The 16656-nt window shown below is 58.4% G+C and carries 22 protein-coding genes; 19 read left to right on the plus strand and 3 right to left on the minus strand.

Features of this window, described 5'->3' with window-relative positions; translation table 11 throughout:
• Positions 1 to 50 precede the first annotated feature (50 nt).
• The 6 genes from A7J50_RS21955 to A7J50_RS21975 are packed head-to-tail and all read left to right on the plus strand — an operon-like array spanning position 51 to position 6150.
• On the plus strand, positions 51 to 566 hold the full coding sequence (locus tag A7J50_RS21955) for a phage major tail tube protein (RefSeq protein WP_064453696.1): 516 nt from the start codon (positions 51 to 53) through the stop codon (positions 564 to 566).
• Between the two features lie 44 nt (positions 567 to 610).
• Entirely contained in the window at positions 611 to 952 is a 342-nt protein-coding gene (locus tag A7J50_RS21960) for a phage tail assembly protein (protein WP_064453697.1), read from the plus strand.
• A gap of 8 nt (positions 953 to 960) precedes the next feature.
• On the plus strand, positions 961 to 1080 hold the full coding sequence (locus tag A7J50_RS30905) for a GpE family phage tail protein (RefSeq protein ID WP_082895937.1): 120 nt from the start codon (positions 961 to 963) through the stop codon (positions 1078 to 1080).
• Positions 1070 to 4402, plus strand: a complete 3333-nt coding sequence (locus tag A7J50_RS21965; RefSeq protein WP_064453698.1) for a phage tail tape measure protein — start codon at positions 1070 to 1072, stop codon at positions 4400 to 4402. Before A7J50_RS30905 ends, A7J50_RS21965 begins: the two co-directional genes overlap by 11 nt.
• 6 nt (positions 4403 to 4408) lie before the next feature.
• On the plus strand, positions 4409 to 4849 hold the full coding sequence (locus A7J50_RS21970) for a phage tail protein (RefSeq protein WP_064453699.1): 441 nt from the start codon (positions 4409 to 4411) through the stop codon (positions 4847 to 4849).
• On the plus strand, positions 4846 to 6150 hold the full coding sequence (locus A7J50_RS21975; RefSeq protein ID WP_064453700.1) for a phage late control D family protein: 1305 nt from the start codon (positions 4846 to 4848) through the stop codon (positions 6148 to 6150). Before A7J50_RS21970 ends, A7J50_RS21975 begins: the two co-directional genes overlap by 4 nt.
• Before the next feature lie 5 nt (positions 6151 to 6155).
• On the opposite strand, the gene A7J50_RS21980 is transcribed toward A7J50_RS21975, so the two are convergent.
• The 3 genes from A7J50_RS21980 to A7J50_RS21985 form a co-directional block, all read right to left on the minus strand.
• On the minus strand, positions 6156 to 6614 hold the full coding sequence (locus A7J50_RS21980; protein ID WP_064453701.1) for a hypothetical protein: 459 nt from the start codon (positions 6612 to 6614) through the stop codon (positions 6156 to 6158).
• Positions 6615 to 6763: 149 nt separating this feature from the next.
• Complete coding sequence (locus A7J50_RS31465) at positions 6764 to 6925, minus strand: hypothetical protein (protein ID WP_156526302.1); 162 nt, start codon at positions 6923 to 6925, stop codon at positions 6764 to 6766.
• Positions 6926 to 7139: 214 nt separating this feature from the next.
• A complete protein-coding gene (locus tag A7J50_RS21985) occupies positions 7140 to 7478 on the minus strand; it encodes a helix-turn-helix domain-containing protein (RefSeq protein ID WP_064453702.1) in 339 nt (112 codons plus the stop codon).
• 84 nt (positions 7479 to 7562) lie between these two features.
• On the opposite strand from A7J50_RS21985, the gene A7J50_RS21990 reads away from it, so the two are divergent.
• From A7J50_RS21990 to A7J50_RS30910, 13 genes are all read left to right on the plus strand, one after another.
• Positions 7563 to 7763, plus strand: coding sequence for a DNA-binding protein (locus A7J50_RS21990; RefSeq protein WP_064453703.1), 201 nt, complete (start codon positions 7563 to 7565; stop codon positions 7761 to 7763).
• A gap of 29 nt (positions 7764 to 7792) precedes the next feature.
• The gene (locus A7J50_RS21995) at positions 7793 to 8263 is read left to right on the plus strand and encodes a YmfL family putative regulatory protein (RefSeq protein WP_064453704.1); all 471 of its coding nucleotides are present in this window, start codon (positions 7793 to 7795) and stop codon (positions 8261 to 8263) included.
• Positions 8263 to 8559 (plus strand): ogr/Delta-like zinc finger family protein, encoded by a 297-nt coding sequence (locus tag A7J50_RS22000; RefSeq protein WP_082895938.1) that lies wholly within the window; start codon positions 8263 to 8265, stop codon positions 8557 to 8559. The genes A7J50_RS21995 and A7J50_RS22000 overlap by 1 nt, the downstream gene beginning before the upstream one ends.
• Positions 8559 to 8930: a hypothetical protein gene (locus A7J50_RS22005; RefSeq protein WP_064453705.1), complete on the plus strand. Its 372-nt coding sequence runs from the start codon at positions 8559 to 8561 to the stop codon at positions 8928 to 8930. The genes A7J50_RS22000 and A7J50_RS22005 overlap by 1 nt, the downstream gene beginning before the upstream one ends.
• Before the next feature lie 75 nt (positions 8931 to 9005).
• The gene (locus tag A7J50_RS22010; protein WP_064453706.1) at positions 9006 to 9239 is read left to right on the plus strand and encodes a hypothetical protein; all 234 of its coding nucleotides are present in this window, start codon (positions 9006 to 9008) and stop codon (positions 9237 to 9239) included.
• 12 nt (positions 9240 to 9251) lie between these two features.
• Positions 9252 to 11969 carry a toprim domain-containing protein gene (locus tag A7J50_RS22015; protein ID WP_064453707.1) on the plus strand — a complete coding sequence of 906 codons (2718 nt, stop codon included), beginning with the start codon at positions 9252 to 9254 and terminating at the stop codon, positions 11967 to 11969.
• A 43-nt stretch (positions 11970 to 12012) separates the two neighbouring features.
• On the plus strand, positions 12013 to 12324 hold the full coding sequence (locus tag A7J50_RS22020) for a hypothetical protein (RefSeq protein WP_064453708.1): 312 nt from the start codon (positions 12013 to 12015) through the stop codon (positions 12322 to 12324).
• A gap of 58 nt (positions 12325 to 12382) precedes the next feature.
• A complete protein-coding gene (locus A7J50_RS22025; RefSeq protein WP_064453709.1) occupies positions 12383 to 12646 on the plus strand; it encodes a hypothetical protein in 264 nt (87 codons plus the stop codon).
• Positions 12647 to 12648: 2 nt separating this feature from the next.
• A complete protein-coding gene (locus A7J50_RS22030) occupies positions 12649 to 13251 on the plus strand; it encodes a hypothetical protein (protein WP_064453710.1) in 603 nt (200 codons plus the stop codon).
• Entirely contained in the window at positions 13244 to 15235 is a 1992-nt protein-coding gene (locus A7J50_RS22035) for a DNA cytosine methyltransferase (protein WP_064453711.1), read from the plus strand. Before A7J50_RS22030 ends, A7J50_RS22035 begins: the two co-directional genes overlap by 8 nt.
• Positions 15232 to 15483: a hypothetical protein gene (locus tag A7J50_RS22040; RefSeq protein ID WP_064453712.1), complete on the plus strand. Its 252-nt coding sequence runs from the start codon at positions 15232 to 15234 to the stop codon at positions 15481 to 15483. The genes A7J50_RS22035 and A7J50_RS22040 overlap by 4 nt, the downstream gene beginning before the upstream one ends.
• Before the next feature lie 13 nt (positions 15484 to 15496).
• Positions 15497 to 16348 (plus strand): DNA adenine methylase, encoded by an 852-nt coding sequence (locus tag A7J50_RS22045; RefSeq protein ID WP_064453713.1) that lies wholly within the window; start codon positions 15497 to 15499, stop codon positions 16346 to 16348.
• Positions 16349 to 16361: 13 nt separating this feature from the next.
• Positions 16362 to 16571 carry a hypothetical protein gene (locus A7J50_RS30910; RefSeq protein ID WP_082895940.1) on the plus strand — a complete coding sequence of 70 codons (210 nt, stop codon included), beginning with the start codon at positions 16362 to 16364 and terminating at the stop codon, positions 16569 to 16571.
• Positions 16572 to 16656 lie beyond the last annotated feature (85 nt).

Consider the following 16656-nt stretch of genomic DNA (forward strand, 5'->3'; position numbering starts at 1 on the left):
CTCCCCGCAAGGGGAGTTCACCCTGAACCCGTATCCCGGAGAACACTGCCATGGCCCTGCCTCGCAAACTCAAGAACCTCAACCTGTTCAACGACGGCAACAACTACCTGGGCGTGGTGAAGTCCGTCACCCTGCCCCCGCTCGGCCGCAAGATGGAAGCCTATCGCGGCGGCGGCATGAACGGCCCGGTCAAAGTAGACCTGGGCATGGCCGACGACGGCATCCAGTTCGAGTGGAAGACCGGTGGCATCGATCTTATCTCCTTGAAACAGTTCGGTGCGGTGAATGCCTCGGCCGTGGCTTTGCGTTTCTCCGGGCCTTTTCAGCAGGACGACACCGACGAAGTCAGCACGGTGGAAGTTGTCGTGCGTGGACGTCATGAAAACATCGAGATGGGCGAAGCCAAGGCTGGCGAAGACACCGAACACACCATCAAAACCACCTGCACCTACTACAAGCTGACCGTGGACGGCACCGAAATCATCGAAATCGACCTGCTCAATTTCATCGAGAAGGTCAATGGCGTCGACATGCTCGCCAAACAGCGCACCGCGCTAGGCATCTGATCCAAACGCCCAATCACCCGTAACCTTCACCAGGAGTTTTTCCAATGACAGACAAAGCAGCAGCAGCCGACCAGCCAGACGTTCAGCCGCTGGCCGACGACAACACCGTCATCCTCGATACGCCGATCCGTCGAGGCACTACCACTATCGACACCATCACCTTGCGCAAGCCGAACTCCGGCGAGTTGCGCGGTGTGAGCCTGTCCGACCTTCTGAATCTGGATGTCGCCAGCCTGATCAAGGTAATCCCACGCATCAGCAACCCGGGCATTACCGCAGTTGAAGCGGCCGGCCTCGACCCCGCTGACCTGGTAGCAATCGGTAGCAAGGTCATCGGTTTTTTGTTGCAGAAGTCGGTGAAAACGGATGCATCCCTCGTTGCGTAGAGGACGCCATGGCCGACCTGGCTGTAGTTTTTCACTGGGCACCGGCTGACATGAATCAGCTGGGCCTGCAGGAATTGATGGACTGGCGCGAACGGGCGCGAATTCGGAGCAGTGTCGATGGCGAATGATTTAAGACTGCGCGTGTTGCTTGACGCCATCGACAAAGCCACTGGCCCCTTGAAGAAAATCTCCGGGGCCAGCACTGAAACCGCCCGCGCCCTCAAGGCCGCCCGTGATCGCCTGAAGGAACTCAACACCCAGCAGAAAGACGTGAGCGCCTGGCGCTCCCAGAAGACTGCTGCTGACGAAACCAAGCAATCCCTTGATGCAGCCCGCGAACGGGTTAAAGCCCTCAGCCAGCAATTCGCCGCGGCCGGCGTGCCCACCAAGGCCATGACCAGGGACGTCCGCGCTGCGGTGCGCGAAGCACAGCGCCTGAAACAAGAACATCAACAGCAAAGCGAGCAGCTTCAGCGATTACGCTCCAAGCTCTCCGACGCAGGCATCAGCACCAAGAACCTCAGTACCCACGAACGTCAGCTGCGCGAGCAGATCAGCTCCACGAATAACAGCATCAGCGAGCAAGGCCGGCGCCTGCGTGCGTTGAACGCCACCCAGGAACGAATGGCAAAGGCAAGAGCACGACTCGAAAGCACTTACAGCGGACGCAAACAGTTCGCTGGGAATGCTGCGATGGCCGGCGCTGCTGGTATGGGTACCGGCTATGCCATCGGCCATGGTCTGTACGCCCCCTTGCAGGAAGGCAAGCAGTTCGCACTTGAAGAGAACCGCGTCGCCGCCCTGGGCCTGGGCAAAGAAGACACAGGCAAAGCAATCGAGTTTGCCAAGCGCATGAAGACCTACGGTACCAGCGTTACGGAAAACCTGACGTTGGTACGGGACGCAATGACGGTGTTCGCAGATGAGCATGAAGCCGAAATGGTTGCCCCGACTTTGGCAAAAATGAAGTTCGCGAACCACGCCATGTACGGCGAGGAGGAAGGCTCCGAGAACGAACGCAAGTTCATGGACATGCTCAAGGTAATCGAGCTTCGTGGTGGCTTGGCAAGCAAAGAGGCGTTCATCAAACAAGCCGACATCGTGCAACGCATCCTCACCGCCACGGGTGGCCGTGTAGGGCCGAACGAATGGCTGAACGTGATCAAGACCGGTGGCGTTGCGGCCAAAGGCATCAAGGACGAGGCGTTCTATTACCAGATGGAACCTCTGGTGCAGGAAATGGGAGGTCACCGCGTTGGTACGGCGATGATGAGCGCCTACTCCAACATCTACCAGGGCAAAACTACTAAGCGTGCAGCCAATAATCTGGAGAACTTGGGGTTGGTCGATCCGGCCAAGGTCAAGCACGACAAGGCTGGACAAATTGCCTTTCTCGATGTCGGCGCAATCAAGGGCAGCGAGCTGTTCAGGGAAAACCAGTTTGAATGGATGGAAAAAATCCTGCTGCCGCAGCTCGCCGCCAAAGGCATCACGGAAAAAAAGCAGGTACTGGATAGCATTGGCAGCATCTTCTCCAACCGCACCGCATCCAACTTATTCGCGCAGATGTATTTGCAACGCGAGCAAATTCACAAAAACGCCAAGCTCAATGCCGGCGCCGACGGCATCGACCAGCTTTACGACAAGGGTATGAACACCGCCCAGGGTGTCGAGCTGGAGCTGCTCGCTCAGAAAGCCAATGCTTACCGAGAGATGAGCGCGGCGATTCTGCCAACCTATGTCGAAGCGCTGAAAAGCATCACCGAAGCGATTAAAGGCGTTACCGCCTGGATGAAAGAGAACCCAGCAGCTGCCGCTGTCATGGTTAAAACCCTGATGGTTGTCGGTGTGCTGGCCGGTGTCTTTGGCGCGCTGGCCTTGACCCTGGCGAGCTTGATCGGCCCCTTCGCAGTGGTAAGTTACGGCATGGGCTTGTTCGGCCTCAAAAGCGCGGGGATTATCGCAGTAACCCAGCGACTGTTCCCGACGTTGGTTGGCCTCGCCAGAAACGCCTTTCCTATGCTGATGCACGGCATTCGCTTGCTGGCCATGACTATGGGCGGGGCGTTGCTCACCGCAATTCGGACGGTAGGCATGGCCCTGTGGGGCTTGGCAGCGAATCCGATTGTTCTGATCATCGCCGCTGTTGTCGCCGCGATCGCTGGTGGCGCCTACCTGATTTATCGGAACTGGGACGCGGTGAAGCTGTATTTCAGCAATGCCTGGACAGAGATCAAAGCCGGGTTTGACGGTGGCATCGGCAGTATCATCGCCACGCTGGTGAACTTCAGCCCGCTCGGACTGGTGTACCAAGCCTTTGCCGGGGTGCTGAGTTACTTGGGCATTGAACTCCCCTCGCGCTTTACCGAATTCGGCAGCATGATCGTCAACGGGCTGGTCAATGGCCTGATTTCCGGCATGGGCCTGGTTAAGGACACCATCGTCTCGATCGGCGACTCGACCATTGGATGGTTCAAGGAAAAGCTCGGCATTCACAGTCCGTCGCGGGTGTTTGCGGAGCTGGGCGGCTTTACTATGGCTGGATTGACCCGAGGGTTGGAAGCCGGCGAAAAAGGCCCACTCGGGGCGATCAACGACCTCAGCAAGCAGATCACTCAAGCGGGACAGCTGTCATTGCCAGTACCCGCGTTCCCGGCCCCTCTGATCGCCACTCCGAGCGGTGATAGTAATCCGGCTTCAGACGTACGCCTCAGCGACGCCAGAGAATTCGCGCTGGACAGGCCGTTGATTCCTTCCGTGCCCACTACTGCACAGTCTCAAGCACCGCTTGGGGAAAACCCTCTCACAGCCTTGATCAACTTTGGCAAGCAGTTCATCAATTCCGGTACGCGGGCACCGGGAACGGCAGCGGCACCTTCAATCGCGGTCGAAAAGAAGCCATACGCGCACTTGCACTCTGCAGACAGGCCCGTCATACCTTCATTACCCACCACTGCACAGTCTCAAGCACCGCTTGGGGAAAACCCTCTCACAGCCTTGATCAACTTTGGCAAGCAGTTCATCAATTCCGGTACGCGGACACCGGGAACGGCAGCGGCACCTTCAATCGCGGTAGAAAAGAAGCCATACGCGCAATTGCACTCTGCAGACAGGCCCTTCACTCCTTCATTACCCGCCATTGCACAGGCTCCAGCACCGCTTGAGGAAAATCCTCTCACAGCCTTGATCAACTTCGGCAAGCAGTTCATCACCGCCGGCACGTTGGCGCTGGGAACGGTGGCGACGCCCGCAATCGCGATCGATGAACGCCCCCCTATTAATCAGCTCGCGGCGCCCAGTTATGACAGCCATGATCATTATGAAATCAACATCCAACCAGCATCAGGGGACGATGCACAAGCGATTGCCAGGGCCGTGCGCGCCGAGCTGGCCCGCATCGCTAGCGAGAAAAGTGCCCGCGGGCGCAGCAGACTGTCTGATCTGGAGTAATGCCACATGATGCTCGCCCTTGGCATGTTTGTTTTCAGTCTCACGACCGCCGCCTACCAGGAACTGCAACGTCAAACCAACTGGCGCCATGCCAGCAATAGCCGAATCGGTGCAGCACCTGCGCGGCAGTTTCTTGGGCGTGGCGACGACACCATCACGCTGCCAGGCATCCTCCTCCCGGAACTGGCAGGTACCACTCTTAGCTTGGACACCATTCGGCTGATGGCAAACACCGGTAAGGCTTGGCCCATGGTCGAAGGAAGTGGCCGTATCTACGGCCTGTGGGTGATCGAAAGCCTGGGAGAAACCAAGACCTTTTTCTTTCGCGACGGGACGCCTCGGCGTATTGAGTTCAACCTCGCCCTCACTCGTATCGACGATGACCGGATTGACCTGCTCGGCGCAGGCACTGCCGTCGGCGTGAACATCCTGCGTGGATTGATATGATCGAAGCCGCCCTTTCCCGCGTGACCGGGTTTCTGAAGGATACCGTCGATCGCTACAAGCGCGACGCGGCATATCCGGTACCGGCCTTCCGCCTGACCGTCGACGGCAACGACATCGCCCAGATCATCAGCCCCCGGCTGATGAGCCTGGAACTGACCGACAACCGCGGTATCGAAGCCGACCAGCTCAGTATCAGCCTCAGCGACCACGACGGTTTGCTGTCGATTCCACCCAAAGGCGCGGTGGTACGGTTATGGCTGGGCTGGAGCGACACCGGCCTGGTCGACAAAGGCATTTACACCGTCGACGAGACCGAACACAGCGGCGCCCCGGACGTGTTGAGCATTCGTGCCCGGTCGGCAGATCTGCGCAAGGGGCTGAAAACCAAACGCGAGCGCAGCTGGAGCAATACGACCCTCGGTGACGTCCTGGGCGATATCGCCATAGGCAACGGCCTCACCGCAACTATTGCCGGTGCGCTCGACGGACTGCCCATCCTGCAACTGGATCAGGCCAATGAGTCCGACGCCAACCTGATCAGCCGCCTAGGCGAAGAGTTCGACGCCGTAGCCAGTGTCAAGGCCGGGTGCCTGTTATGTATGCCTGCCGGTGGCGGTAAGGCCGTCAGCGGCCTGGACCTGCCCCACATAACCCTCACCCGTGCCGATGGCGACCAACACCGCTATTTGCTCGCCGATCGCGACAGCTACGACGGGGTACGCGCCTACTTCTATGACGTGAACAGCGCCAAGAAACAGGAAACCATTGCTGGCGGCGGCGAAAACCTCAAAGACCTGCGCCACACCTACAGCGACAAACAGTCGGCCCTACGCGCAGCGCGGGCGGAATTCAACCGCCTGCGCCGTGGCAGCGCCACGCTCAGCTATACCCTGGCGGTTGGCCGACCCGATCTGATCCCGGAACTGACCTACACGCTGCAGGGCGTGAAGGCTGAAATTGACGAAATCATCTGGTACGGGGGCAACGTGCAGCACAACCTCAGCCCGGACAACGGCTACACCATGAGCCTGGAGCTGGAAAGCAAACTGCCAGAAGATACAGTCGATGACTTGGCTGAAGATAACAAACTGAATTACACCGGCATCATCGCCTACTACCGCGACGAGAAAACCGGGAAAGAGAGGACCATGACCGCCGGCGACCAGGCGAAGCCCCGCCGCCTACTTTGGCTGTATGCCAACCAGACAACGGCAAAGCGGGCGGTGGATCGGGAGTGGAAACGGTTACAGGCGGCGAAATCCGAAGAGGGAGGCTATGCCGGGGGCGGAGCCCGAGTGTAGGAAGGCTAATCAGCAAACACAGTAATTGTCGTGCCACCACCGTCACGGGCAAAGGCTTGGCATTCGATAGCTAGGCCTTTTTGTTCAACAGTGGCGATCTCGCTTTCGTCTTTCAGTGCTTGTTGGCGGCATTGCTGGGATGCTTTCACAACGTCAGCAGCAGAGCGTTTTGAGACCAGACTGCCGGTGCGGCCGACCAGATCGTAGAACGCTTGATCCGGGGCCGGGCCATCCCAGGTGACAGCAACATTGGGAGTTCCCACGGCGCAGCTGAGGGACAACACGATGTTTGGGCCATCACGGTACTCGGTGGTTTGCTTGCCTTCCGTTTGTTTGACTTGGGACAGGTGACGTTCCTGCTGCAGCGCAGCGAGAACATTATCGCAGGGTTCAGCCAGGGCGTTTGTGGAGAGCGCAAACAGAATCAGGCTGGTGCAGGCTCCGATCAGTACGTCAGTTTTCACAGCATTCCCTCTATGGATCATTCCTTGAGACCATTGCATCTGTTGTGTTGCACATAGGCTATTTGGCAATCACTGATTCGGCAATAGCGCGAGCCTCACACTGGCCGCAGCTGCCTAATTAAAAAGCCCGGCGAACCGAGCTTTCCCTCCTACTGAGCGTTCAAGAGTGCGTCAATAAAGCGCAGCATGTCGTTCTGGTGTTCCTCGCTCAACTGCCTGAACACCTTCACTAAGTGATGCTCGGCGTGCGTAACACGCTGGTCTTCACCGCTTGCGGTTTGATTGCTCTCTGCATCGCTGTTCACCAACATGTTCTACTCCCTTTACAACACGTAACGGGCGCCCGGCACTATCGGTAGTGCCGTCAAAAACACCCGGCGAACGAGCGATTCTCAGCATATTCTGGTGTGCCACCACCCCCTCTATACAATAAAGACAGCGAGCGCTTTGACAGACAAATAAGTCGACGTAGACCATAGAAACAAAGGTCGAATGACCCCCGCTGGCCTAGAACGAGACAAAAGGTTAATTAGTAGTAGAGACTGCTAAAGCGCTGGTCAGCCTCTGGACGGATGCTTTATCGCCATCGGATAAAGATCGGTAGTTTTCTAGGATTCGAGACTCAGCACTGTCAATTCCACTTTTCGACAGGAAGGCCTTCACGCCTGTCAGCACGTACTGAATGTCCACGCCTGCCCTCTCAAGAGCAGCCAGGTATCGCAAATCTGGCGAATTTGCGCCCTGTTCGTACGCTTTCTGTGTCCCTCGGCTGACACCTCCCAACACCCCGAAATCGGTTTGACTAAGGCCCAAACGGTCGCGCTCTTCTTTTAGGCGATCACTCACCCCATCAGAAATGTACATTTTTATGCGCAATCCTTATTGACTTGTATATTTTTCTGTTCAAGAATGCCCTCACACAAACACGAACGAACACACATGAACACTATGCCCGCCCCTTTGACACCCGAGCAAGCCCGCGCGGCTCTTGACCGCAAGGGCGTCAGCATTGCTGAGTTCTGCCGTACATATGAGTTGAACAGAAATTTGGTCAGTGACCTGCTAAACGGCCGCAAGAAAGGTCGTCGTGGCGAAGCACACCGGGCGGCGGTATTGCTCGGCATCAAAGACGGCGAGATTGCAAATTAGGGCCTCTGGCTCCAAGGGGAAACCAGAAGATGAAACGCCCAGTTCTAGACAGCAGAAAGAGCGTCGTTATGGCCGTCATTGGATCCTACCCAGGCGGTCGGGAATACGCCTCGGCAGATCTCGGCATGCCGCTCAAGAAGTTCGACAACCAGGCCTACGAGAACGCCGGCAGTCGCCCGCTGGCCGACGAACACATCCGCCGGCTGGAGCAAGTCGCCGGCACCACGTATCTGGCTGATTACATCGCTTCAATGTACGGCGGCATGTTCGTGCCGCTGAGCCTGCCGGAAACGCTCGACAACGTAGAGCTGTATAGCCGATCGCTAAAGGCCTCTGCCAAGAGGGGCAAGGTCGACCAGATCATGTCTGCGGCGCTGGATGACGGTGTTATCGAAAAGCGTGAGGCCGACGCGATCATCGCCGCCCTGATCACCTATATGTCAGCTCGCTACGCCGAGGTGTTCGCGACCATCCAGCTGTACAGCCAGGGAGCTGTTTAGTGAGTACTTACAAACTGGTCTGCCCTTGCTGCAGCAGCTCGATGCGTATTCGCACCTCCGAAGGGCAGACACCTTGTTTCAGATCGATGTATTCGGAATGCACCAACCTGCTGTGCGGCGCCACGTTCTCCGGCTCGTTGGTTTGGGAATATCAGCTCAGCCCATCCGGTATCGACCAACCCCTGACGGTCCTGCCAATGGCACCCACGAAAGTGCGTTTGCTTGCACGTCGAAACCTTGCTGCAAAAACCGATCAACCCGATCTGCTGGACCAACTCGAAATGGAGCGTGCGTGATGAACCTTGATCAACAGACTCATGACTACCGCAGCAGCATGCAACACGCTGCTTTCACCTACTTGCAACGCCATGAGGCAGAACACCTGATGGATTCCGATCTGCTGTTTGATCGCTGCATTCGCCACCTAACACTTGCATTGGAAGTTCCGGCGTTCATGGCACCCAAGTTGGTCCACAACGCCTGGACTGAATTGCAGGTGATCAAGAAGCGTCGCTGGATTGGCGTTGACTGGGCTAGTGGGAAGGACAGCACCCGTGTCCACCTGGTAGACGTCCTTGCGGGTCAATGCTTCCCCATCCCGGCTCGGTTTCTGCCACAGAAACTGCTCGACCAGCGCAACACCGTACAAAAGCCACACCCTCAGTAACGCTCCCTTTTAAACCCCGCCCTGCCCCATCCCCAATGGGTTTGGGTGAGCTTTGCCCGCAATCCGAGGTGGACCATGGAAATCGACATAGCCATCACCGCAAAACTGCCCCGCGACCAGGCCGAGGCACTGCTTGTTGAACTGCGTGCGCAGTACGCGTTGCTGTTCAACGAGCATTGGTATGACGACCGCTTTCGCATGATCCCCGAGGGTTTGCGGCACGGCTCGTTGCTGGTGGCCTTCCCTGGGTTGGCAGCGCGAAAAAGCCTAATAGGCGCCCTTAAACACAGTCTCGACGAAGCGAAGTAAGCCACGATGGAAATGGAACAAAGGCTGCGAGCCGACGTCATCCAACGCATTGAGCGGGACTACCAGCTCAAGCACATGGCAAACACCAATTACATGCGTAAGGGTGTTTGCCCGGCATGCGGCCAGAAGACCCTGTACACCTTTTACGATTCGCCCTGGACGTTGATCTGCGGCCGGCCCGAAAAGTGCGACCACCGTGTCCACGTGAAGGACGTCTACGACGACCTGTTCAACGACTGGAGCAAGACCGCACCGTCGACGCCAGACAACCCCCTTGCCACTGCACGCGCCTACCTCGAGTTTGCGCGCGGCTTTAAATTTGAGCTGATCGCTGGTTGGTTCTCCCAAGATAACTACTGGGATGGCCGGCTGAATATCGGCAGCGCCACGGTGCGCTTCGCTTTGGAAAAAGGTGGGTACTGGGAACGTCTAATAGATCGACCAGACCGCTTCGGCAAGATGAAAGCGCGTTTCCGCCCGACCGGTGAAGGCTTGACTGGATACAAAGGTGTCTGGTGGTGCCCTCCAAGCTTGGACCTGCTGGAGGTCGACGAGCTGTTCATCACTGAGGGCATATTCGACGCCATCGCATTGCTGCACAACGACGTGCCGGCGGTGTCTATGATGTCCAGCGCTCCCTGCCCTATCGACTCGCTGAAAGCTCTGGCCAAGCTGCGCCACGACGCTGACAAGCGCCTACCACTGCTGGTGTGGGCATTGGATAACGAGCCTGTCGCCAAGGCCAACATGCGCCGCTGGGCGAAGGAAGCCGCCGACCTGGGCTTCATCTGCAAGGCAGCGGTGATCCCGCAGCCCAATGGCAAAAAGGTTGATTGGAACGACCTGCACCTAAAGTGGAAGCCGATCGAGGGCGACGACAAGCGCGCCGAGCGGATCGAGCAGGATCTGGACGAAGCCCGTCACCACGGCGATTTGCTGCTGGCTGACTCGGCTGAAGAAAAGGGGTTCCTCATCTACCTGCGCGACGAGCGCAAGGAATTCAATTTTTCATTCCGCAAGCGCCTGTACTGGTTTCGACTGGACCTTGATAAATACGACCGTGCGAAGGCCGATCTGGAGAGTTCAGACCGTCATGAGGACCAACTGCTAAACGACGAACAGAAGCGCTACAAGGCGCTACGCCAAGCCGGCTCAGTAACCAATATAGCCAACTGCAACTTCCAGGCGCTGTACTACATGCGCAACGACCTGACCGACGAGGCCTGGTACTACTTCCGCATCGAGCGTCCGCAAGGCGCCGCCATCAAGAGTACGTTCACGGCCAAACAACTCACGTCAGCGCCCGAGTTCGCGAATCGCCTGCTCAACGTCGCCAATGGCGCGTGGTTCGAGGGCAGCGCCCAGCAGCTGAAGCGGATTATGGCGCCTCAGCTCGATTGCCTGAAAGCCGTCAATACCATCGAATGGATCGGCTACAGCCGCGACCATGGTGCTTATGTCTTCAACGACCTGGCCTTTCACGGCGGCAAGATGCAGGTGCGCAACAAGGAAGACTTTTTTGACCTGGGCAAGCTGAGCATCAAGTCGCAAAGCCAGTCGCCCGTGCTGCACATCAACACCGACCTCAATGCCTACAACGAAGGTTGGTTCGACATTTACTGGCGCTGCTTTGGCGTACAGGGGCTGGTGGTGCTGGCCTGGTGGCTGGGAGCGTTGCACGCCGAGCAAATCCGCCAGATCCACAAGTCACTGATGTTCCTGGAGCTGGTGGGTGAAGCAGGCTCGGGAAAAACCACGCTAGTGGAGCTGCTGTGGAAGTCGGTCGGACGGACTGATTACGAAGGCTTTGACCCGTCCAAAGCGACGGCTGCAAGCCGCGCACGCAACTTCTCGCAGGTCAGCAACTTGCCGGTGGTGCTGATCGAGTCCGAACGTGAACAAAAGGAAGGCCAGCCGGTTAAACACTTCGACTGGGACGAACTGAAAACCGCCTACAACGGCCGCAGCGTTCGCTCCACCGGCGTGAAAAACAACGGCAACGACACCCACGAACCCCCGTTCCGAGCCGCACTGCTGATCGCGCAGAACAACCCGGTGAACGCATCAGAGCCAATCCTGCAGCGAATCTGCCATGTCCACCTGACACGCGAGCACCACACGCCGGAGACCAAGCAGTACGCCGAGCAGCTGGAGCGCATGCCGATGGACAGCATCAGCGGGTTCCTGGTCAAGGCGCTGCAACACGAAACCGAAACCATGCGCCTGATGGAGGAAAACACCTCCGGCTACGAACAGGAGCTGCTGGCCCAACCTGGCGTGCGCACCGTACGTATCGCCAAGAACCATGCCCAGCTGCGCAGCCTGGTGGATGCACTGGCCGGGGTCGTACCCCTCGGCGAGCATCGTAAAGCCCTCGCTCACGCCGAAATCAGCCGCATGGCCCTGGAGCGGCAGCAGGCAATCAACGCCGACCACCCAACCGTTACCGAGTTTTGGGACTTGTACGACTTCCTCAACGGCATGGACGAGAAAGGCGCGCTCAACCATGCACGCAGGGACGGGCTGATTGCCGTGAACCTCAACGAGTTTGTGGAAATGGCTGCCAATAAACGGCAGCAGGTACCGCCGCTGAGCGACCTGAAACGCCTGCTCAAGACCAGCAAGTCACCCAAGTTTCTGGAGTCGAATAAGCCCGTCAATTCAGCGCGGGTGCTGGACGCGTTCGACAAATCGAAAACCATTCGCTGCTGGGTATTCCAGGGCGCTTAGGGGCTGCAACCCCTAGAAACCATTCACCCAAAGGAGAAGCACCATGCACGTACAAGTCATCACCGGTGACGGCCAGCAGGGCGAGACCAACCGTCTTCGGCACCTGAAAGAGCTTAAGGACTGGTTCAACGAGTCCGGGAAGATCGTTCACGCCGAAGCCTACGACCCTGCGGGGCTGCTCGCGATCCTTGAGGTTCGTGCGGTAGGCGACAAAGAAATTCTGGTGCTGGAGTGCAGCCGGGATCAGATCCAGGCAGTTCTGGAATGGCAATCGGCAACAGATGAGGTTGTTGAATTTGAAAACCTGCTGCTGCACCTCGTACGGAAGCAAAACCCAACCGGCGCAAGCCAGTAAGAAGGTGGTGCCGAGGGGCTGCAACCCCTCGACACCGACCACCCAAAGGAGAAGCACCATGCAAGTGAATCAACCCAAAGGCGGCACCGCAGAGGCTAACACAACACCCCTAGCAATCGGCGACACGGTCAGCTACGTCGCAATGAGCAGTGGCTATAGGGAATTCCGTCTCAGCGCTCGTACCGGCGTGATCGAAGCGATTGATGGTTGCGTTGCCACCTTGCGCACCGCGACCGGTCGCAGCATCACAACACCGCTCGACAAGCTGATGCCGTTCGGCGAACCCAATCCACTGACGCGCATGCTTGTGGGAGGGCAGTGATCATGGCCGACTTCTTCTACAAGTCCAGCGAGCCAGAGACCGTCGAAATTGTTCGGAGCTATTACGTCATGAAGGATGCTTTTAGCGCTCTACTGGTCGCGCTGGGCGTGCATTTCGGTGGCAAGGTCGCACCAATGCGAGACATCACTTCCCACTTTGCTGGTGGAGTGAAAATTACAGGTGGTGCTGATCTGGATGCGCACTGGTGCCGCCCTGACGACTATGGCTACCGCTCACTGCGCAGCACCGCCAAGCTTGCCAAAGGCATGTCAAAGGAAGATCGCGCAGCAGTTCGGGCTGAGCATGAACGCCTGGTTGCCTTGTGGGCAGAGCACTGCCCAAAACGCCTCAGTTCCCATGAATATTGGCAGCGGTTGGGGGTAAACACGGGCCACTTGCTCATGAGCGGCGGGGTCAAGTTTGAACTCGACGGCACCGCGTACTTTCACCTGGGCTTTCAAATCAATGAAGTCGAGCACCTGGCCAACGTGGAGGCTGGGAAACCATCCTGCGGGTGGATTGACGGCGCGGTAGAGATACTGGCCAGCGAGTACGAAACCGCACGCCTCGCAAAATTGAGAGCCATTGAGGTGTCCAATGCTTAAGCGCACCCTCACCCACTTCCACCTCTGCTGCGGCCTGGGTAGCGGTGCCGCGGGCTTTAGCGACTCCAAACCAGCCCTTGGCCCCATGCAAGCTGAATGGCGCTGCCTGGGCGGCGTCGATGTAGACCCAGCCGGCTTGCGCGACTTCCAAATGATGACCGGTGTGCCTGGCACGCTGATGGATCTGTTCACCCGCGAGCAGTTCACCGCATTCCACGGCCATCAGCCGCCCGCCGGTTGGAAAGAAGCAACCGCCGAGGATCTGCGCCGCGCTGCCGGCAACGAAGACCCGGATGCGGTGTTCATCAGCAGCCCATGCAAAGGGGCCTCGGGGCTCCTGTCCGAGACGATGAGCCAGACGCCCAAATACCGGGCGCTCAATGAGCTGACGTTGCGCTGTGTGTGGTTGATGTGCGAAGCCTGGAAGCACAACCCGGTGAAGTTGATCGTGTTCGAAAACGTGCCGCGCCTGGCTACCCGTGGCCGCTACCTGCTGGACCAGATCACCAAGCTGCTCCGCCACTACGGCTACGCGGTGGCAGAAACTACCCACGACTGCGGCGAAATCGGCGGACTGGCACAGAGCCGCAAGCGTTTCTTGCTGGTGGCCAGGCACGTCGAGCAGGTTCCAGCGTTCCTGTATGAACCTGAAAAACGCAGCCTGCGCGCCGTCGGCGACGTGCTGAGCCGCATGCCGCTGGCCGGCGATATCGATCAGGCAGGGCCGATGCACCGGGTACCTGCGTTGCAGTGGAAAACGTGGGTGCGCCTGGCCCTGGTTGAGGCTGGGAAGGATTGGCGCAGTCTGAGCCGGTTTGCGATCGAGGACGGTCACCTGCGCGACTTTGTGATCGTGCCGGAATATCACAATGGCGTGCTCGGAGTTGTCGATTGGGGCGATACAGCCGGCGTGGTCGCAGGTGCGAGCCGCCCCATGAACGGCAAATTCTCCGTGGCAGATCCGCGTCCGACCAGCAAATTCGAATACACCCAATACGGCGTACTGCCCTACAACCGCCACTGCGGCGTGGTCACCGGCCAACGCAGCCCAGGGCAAGGGACGTTCAGCGTTGCAGACCCACGCATGGGCGGCGAACGGCACAACAACGTATTCCGGGTAATTCGCAACGACCAAGCCGCCGGCACTGTCACCGCAGGGCATGGTCCCAGCTCCGGCGGGCAGGCCGTGGCCGACCCTCGACAACCGTCCAAGGGCTTCGGAAAGTACCTGGTCACCGACTACAGCAAGCCGGCCGGCACCGTCATCGCCGGCAGCACGACCGGGCAAGGCGCTTTTGCTGTGGCAGATCCCGCATACAAAAACTGGCACCCGAACGCCAGCACTCAAAAGCTGCGGATCACGCCCTGGTGCGAGAGTGCCAAGACAGTAACCGGCTCCCAACAGGTTGCCAGCGGGGCACTATCGATCGCAGATCCGCGCCCAGGCATGTCGCGCAGCAAGGGCGATGCGTACCTGACAGGCGGGCATTACGGTGTAGTCGACTACAACACCCCGGCCGGCGCCGTTTCCGCCAGTGCCTGCCACGACAATGGACGGTGGTCGGTTGCTGATCAGCGCATGCCGGCGCCAAACGACCGGCTGACCTGCATGATCACCAGCTTGGACGGTACTTGGCATCGCCCGTTCACCACCCTTGAGCTGGCTGCGCTGCAATCGCTGTTTGATCCAGAGGATCACTGGTCAGCAGATCCGCAGACCGCAAAAGAGATCGAGCGGATGCAGCGGGTTCGCAAGATCGAGCAGGCGGGAGTTTTCCGGCTGGACGGCATCAACGACGGCCACCATCGGGAGCGGATCGGCAACGCGGTTCCGCGTGCAGCGGCGAGGGCCATGGCCGACGTGTTCGGCGTGACGCTGCTGCTTTCCGAGGCTGGCGAGACGTTCATGCTCAGCAACGTGTCGATTTGGGTGCAGCCGGTGGCGATTGCGCTAAGCGTGGCTCAGCAGGAGGTTGGTGTATGACTGTGTTCCTGCTGCTTTATCTGTGCATTGATGCGACCCATACGGATTGTCAGATGGTGAGGGCCGATAGCTGGAGTGGCCCTACCGCCTACGAGCAATGCACCGACCTCGTGCCAGGGTTGACCGAGACACTGACTGCGCCCAACCGCAAGCGGCATCGGTTCGTTTGTGAGATCCAGGGGGACGGGGCCAAACCCGAAGAACATAAGGCTCTGCCTGCGTTCATTCATCAATCGTTTCGGATGTGAGGGGGGGTAACCAATGACGATTACATCACCGGTCATCCGTTACCACGGCGCCAAGTTCCGGCTCGCACCGTGGGTGCTGCAACACTTCCCACAGCACACTTGCTACGTCGAGTCATTCGGTGGCGCCGCCGGCGTGCTGATGCAGAAGGCCCGATCATATGCCGAGGTCTACAACGACCTGGACGGCGACATCGTGAACCTCTTCCGAGTGCTACAGGATCAAAATTCCCGATCGGGACTTGTTGAACGCCTAGTGTTCACACCTTATTCGCGGGAAGAATTTGAGTTGTCTTGGGAGCCTTGCACCGATCCAATAGAACGCGCCCGCCGAACGATCATCAGGGCTCAGATGGGCTTTGGCTCTGCCGGCGCGACCAAGGGCGTCACGGGTTTTCGTATTGACACCAAACGCCAATACGGCACAGCCCAGTCACTCTGGGCGGCCTACCCCGATCAACTTGCAGAGGTTGGCCAGCGGCTGAGCGGAGTGTTGATCGAGAACAGGCCGGCAGTCGAGGTTGTTAAGGCGCACGACGGGCCGCAGACCCTGCACTACGTTGACCCGCCCTACGTGCACGACACCAGATACAAGGGTGCATCAAGCGGCAGGTACTACAAGCACGAAATGGACGACACGATGCATCGGGAATTGCTGGCGGTTCTGCTCGAGCTAGAAGGCATGGTGGTTCTGTCTGGCTACCCAAGCGATCTGTATTCCGAATTGCTACCAGGCTGGGCTAGTTACGGCACTTCCGCTCGCATCAGTGCCGGGCGCGGCTCCGCGACCCGAACTGAATGCATATGGATCAACCCTCAATGCCACAGTCAGTTGAACCGTCTTTCTTTGTTTGGAGAGATACGATGATTAAGGCGAAACCATGAACAACGGTAAATCCTTCCCCTGGAACCTTGACCTCACCGGCGTATGTGACCAGTGCGGTAGATCCCGTGCCCACGGTAACCACCAGAAGTGCAGCAAAGCGCGCCAGGTTACCAACGCAAAGCGTCGGGCCGAAGAAGCCCAGGCCGGGGACACACCGGCACCTAGAAAAAGTGCCAGCCTGTTCTGGTTACTTCGCCAGCAGTGATCGGCAACACTAAACCCGCAATACATCAGGCCCGGCGACGGGCCTTTTTTCTTCCTGTTGGCAGAATCTTTCAATACATCGCGTG

This window comes from Pseudomonas antarctica (assembly GCF_001647715.1).
Classification (GTDB): domain Bacteria; phylum Pseudomonadota; class Gammaproteobacteria; order Pseudomonadales; family Pseudomonadaceae; genus Aquipseudomonas; species Aquipseudomonas antarctica_A.

Coding starts and splice junctions, on each gene's coding strand:
- A7J50_RS21955 (WP_064453696.1), top strand. CDS start 51: ATGGCCCTGCCTCGCAAACTCAAGAACCTCAACCTGTTCAACGACGGC.
- A7J50_RS21960 (WP_064453697.1), top strand. CDS start 611: ATGACAGACAAAGCAGCAGCAGCCGACCAGCCAGACGTTCAGCCGCTG.
- A7J50_RS30905 (WP_082895937.1), top strand. CDS start 961: ATGGCCGACCTGGCTGTAGTTTTTCACTGGGCACCGGCTGACATGAAT.
- A7J50_RS21965 (WP_064453698.1), top strand. CDS start 1,070: ATGGCGAATGATTTAAGACTGCGCGTGTTGCTTGACGCCATCGACAAA.
- A7J50_RS21970 (WP_064453699.1), top strand. CDS start 4,409: ATGATGCTCGCCCTTGGCATGTTTGTTTTCAGTCTCACGACCGCCGCC.
- A7J50_RS21975 (WP_064453700.1), top strand. CDS start 4,846: ATGATCGAAGCCGCCCTTTCCCGCGTGACCGGGTTTCTGAAGGATACC.
- A7J50_RS31465 (WP_156526302.1), bottom strand. CDS start 6,925: ATGTTGGTGAACAGCGATGCAGAGAGCAATCAAACCGCAAGCGGTGAA.
- A7J50_RS21985 (WP_064453702.1), bottom strand. CDS start 7,478: ATGTACATTTCTGATGGGGTGAGTGATCGCCTAAAAGAAGAGCGCGAC.
- A7J50_RS21990 (WP_064453703.1), top strand. CDS start 7,563: ATGCCCGCCCCTTTGACACCCGAGCAAGCCCGCGCGGCTCTTGACCGC.
- A7J50_RS21995 (WP_064453704.1), top strand. CDS start 7,793: ATGAAACGCCCAGTTCTAGACAGCAGAAAGAGCGTCGTTATGGCCGTC.
- A7J50_RS22005 (WP_064453705.1), top strand. CDS start 8,559: ATGAACCTTGATCAACAGACTCATGACTACCGCAGCAGCATGCAACAC.
- A7J50_RS22010 (WP_064453706.1), top strand. CDS start 9,006: ATGGAAATCGACATAGCCATCACCGCAAAACTGCCCCGCGACCAGGCC.
- A7J50_RS22015 (WP_064453707.1), top strand. CDS start 9,252: ATGGAACAAAGGCTGCGAGCCGACGTCATCCAACGCATTGAGCGGGAC.
- A7J50_RS22020 (WP_064453708.1), top strand. CDS start 12,013: ATGCACGTACAAGTCATCACCGGTGACGGCCAGCAGGGCGAGACCAAC.
- A7J50_RS22025 (WP_064453709.1), top strand. CDS start 12,383: ATGCAAGTGAATCAACCCAAAGGCGGCACCGCAGAGGCTAACACAACA.
- A7J50_RS22030 (WP_064453710.1), top strand. CDS start 12,649: ATGGCCGACTTCTTCTACAAGTCCAGCGAGCCAGAGACCGTCGAAATT.
- A7J50_RS22035 (WP_064453711.1), top strand. CDS start 13,244: ATGCTTAAGCGCACCCTCACCCACTTCCACCTCTGCTGCGGCCTGGGT.
- A7J50_RS22040 (WP_064453712.1), top strand. CDS start 15,232: ATGACTGTGTTCCTGCTGCTTTATCTGTGCATTGATGCGACCCATACG.
- A7J50_RS22045 (WP_064453713.1), top strand. CDS start 15,497: ATGACGATTACATCACCGGTCATCCGTTACCACGGCGCCAAGTTCCGG.
- A7J50_RS30910 (WP_082895940.1), top strand. CDS start 16,362: ATGAACAACGGTAAATCCTTCCCCTGGAACCTTGACCTCACCGGCGTA.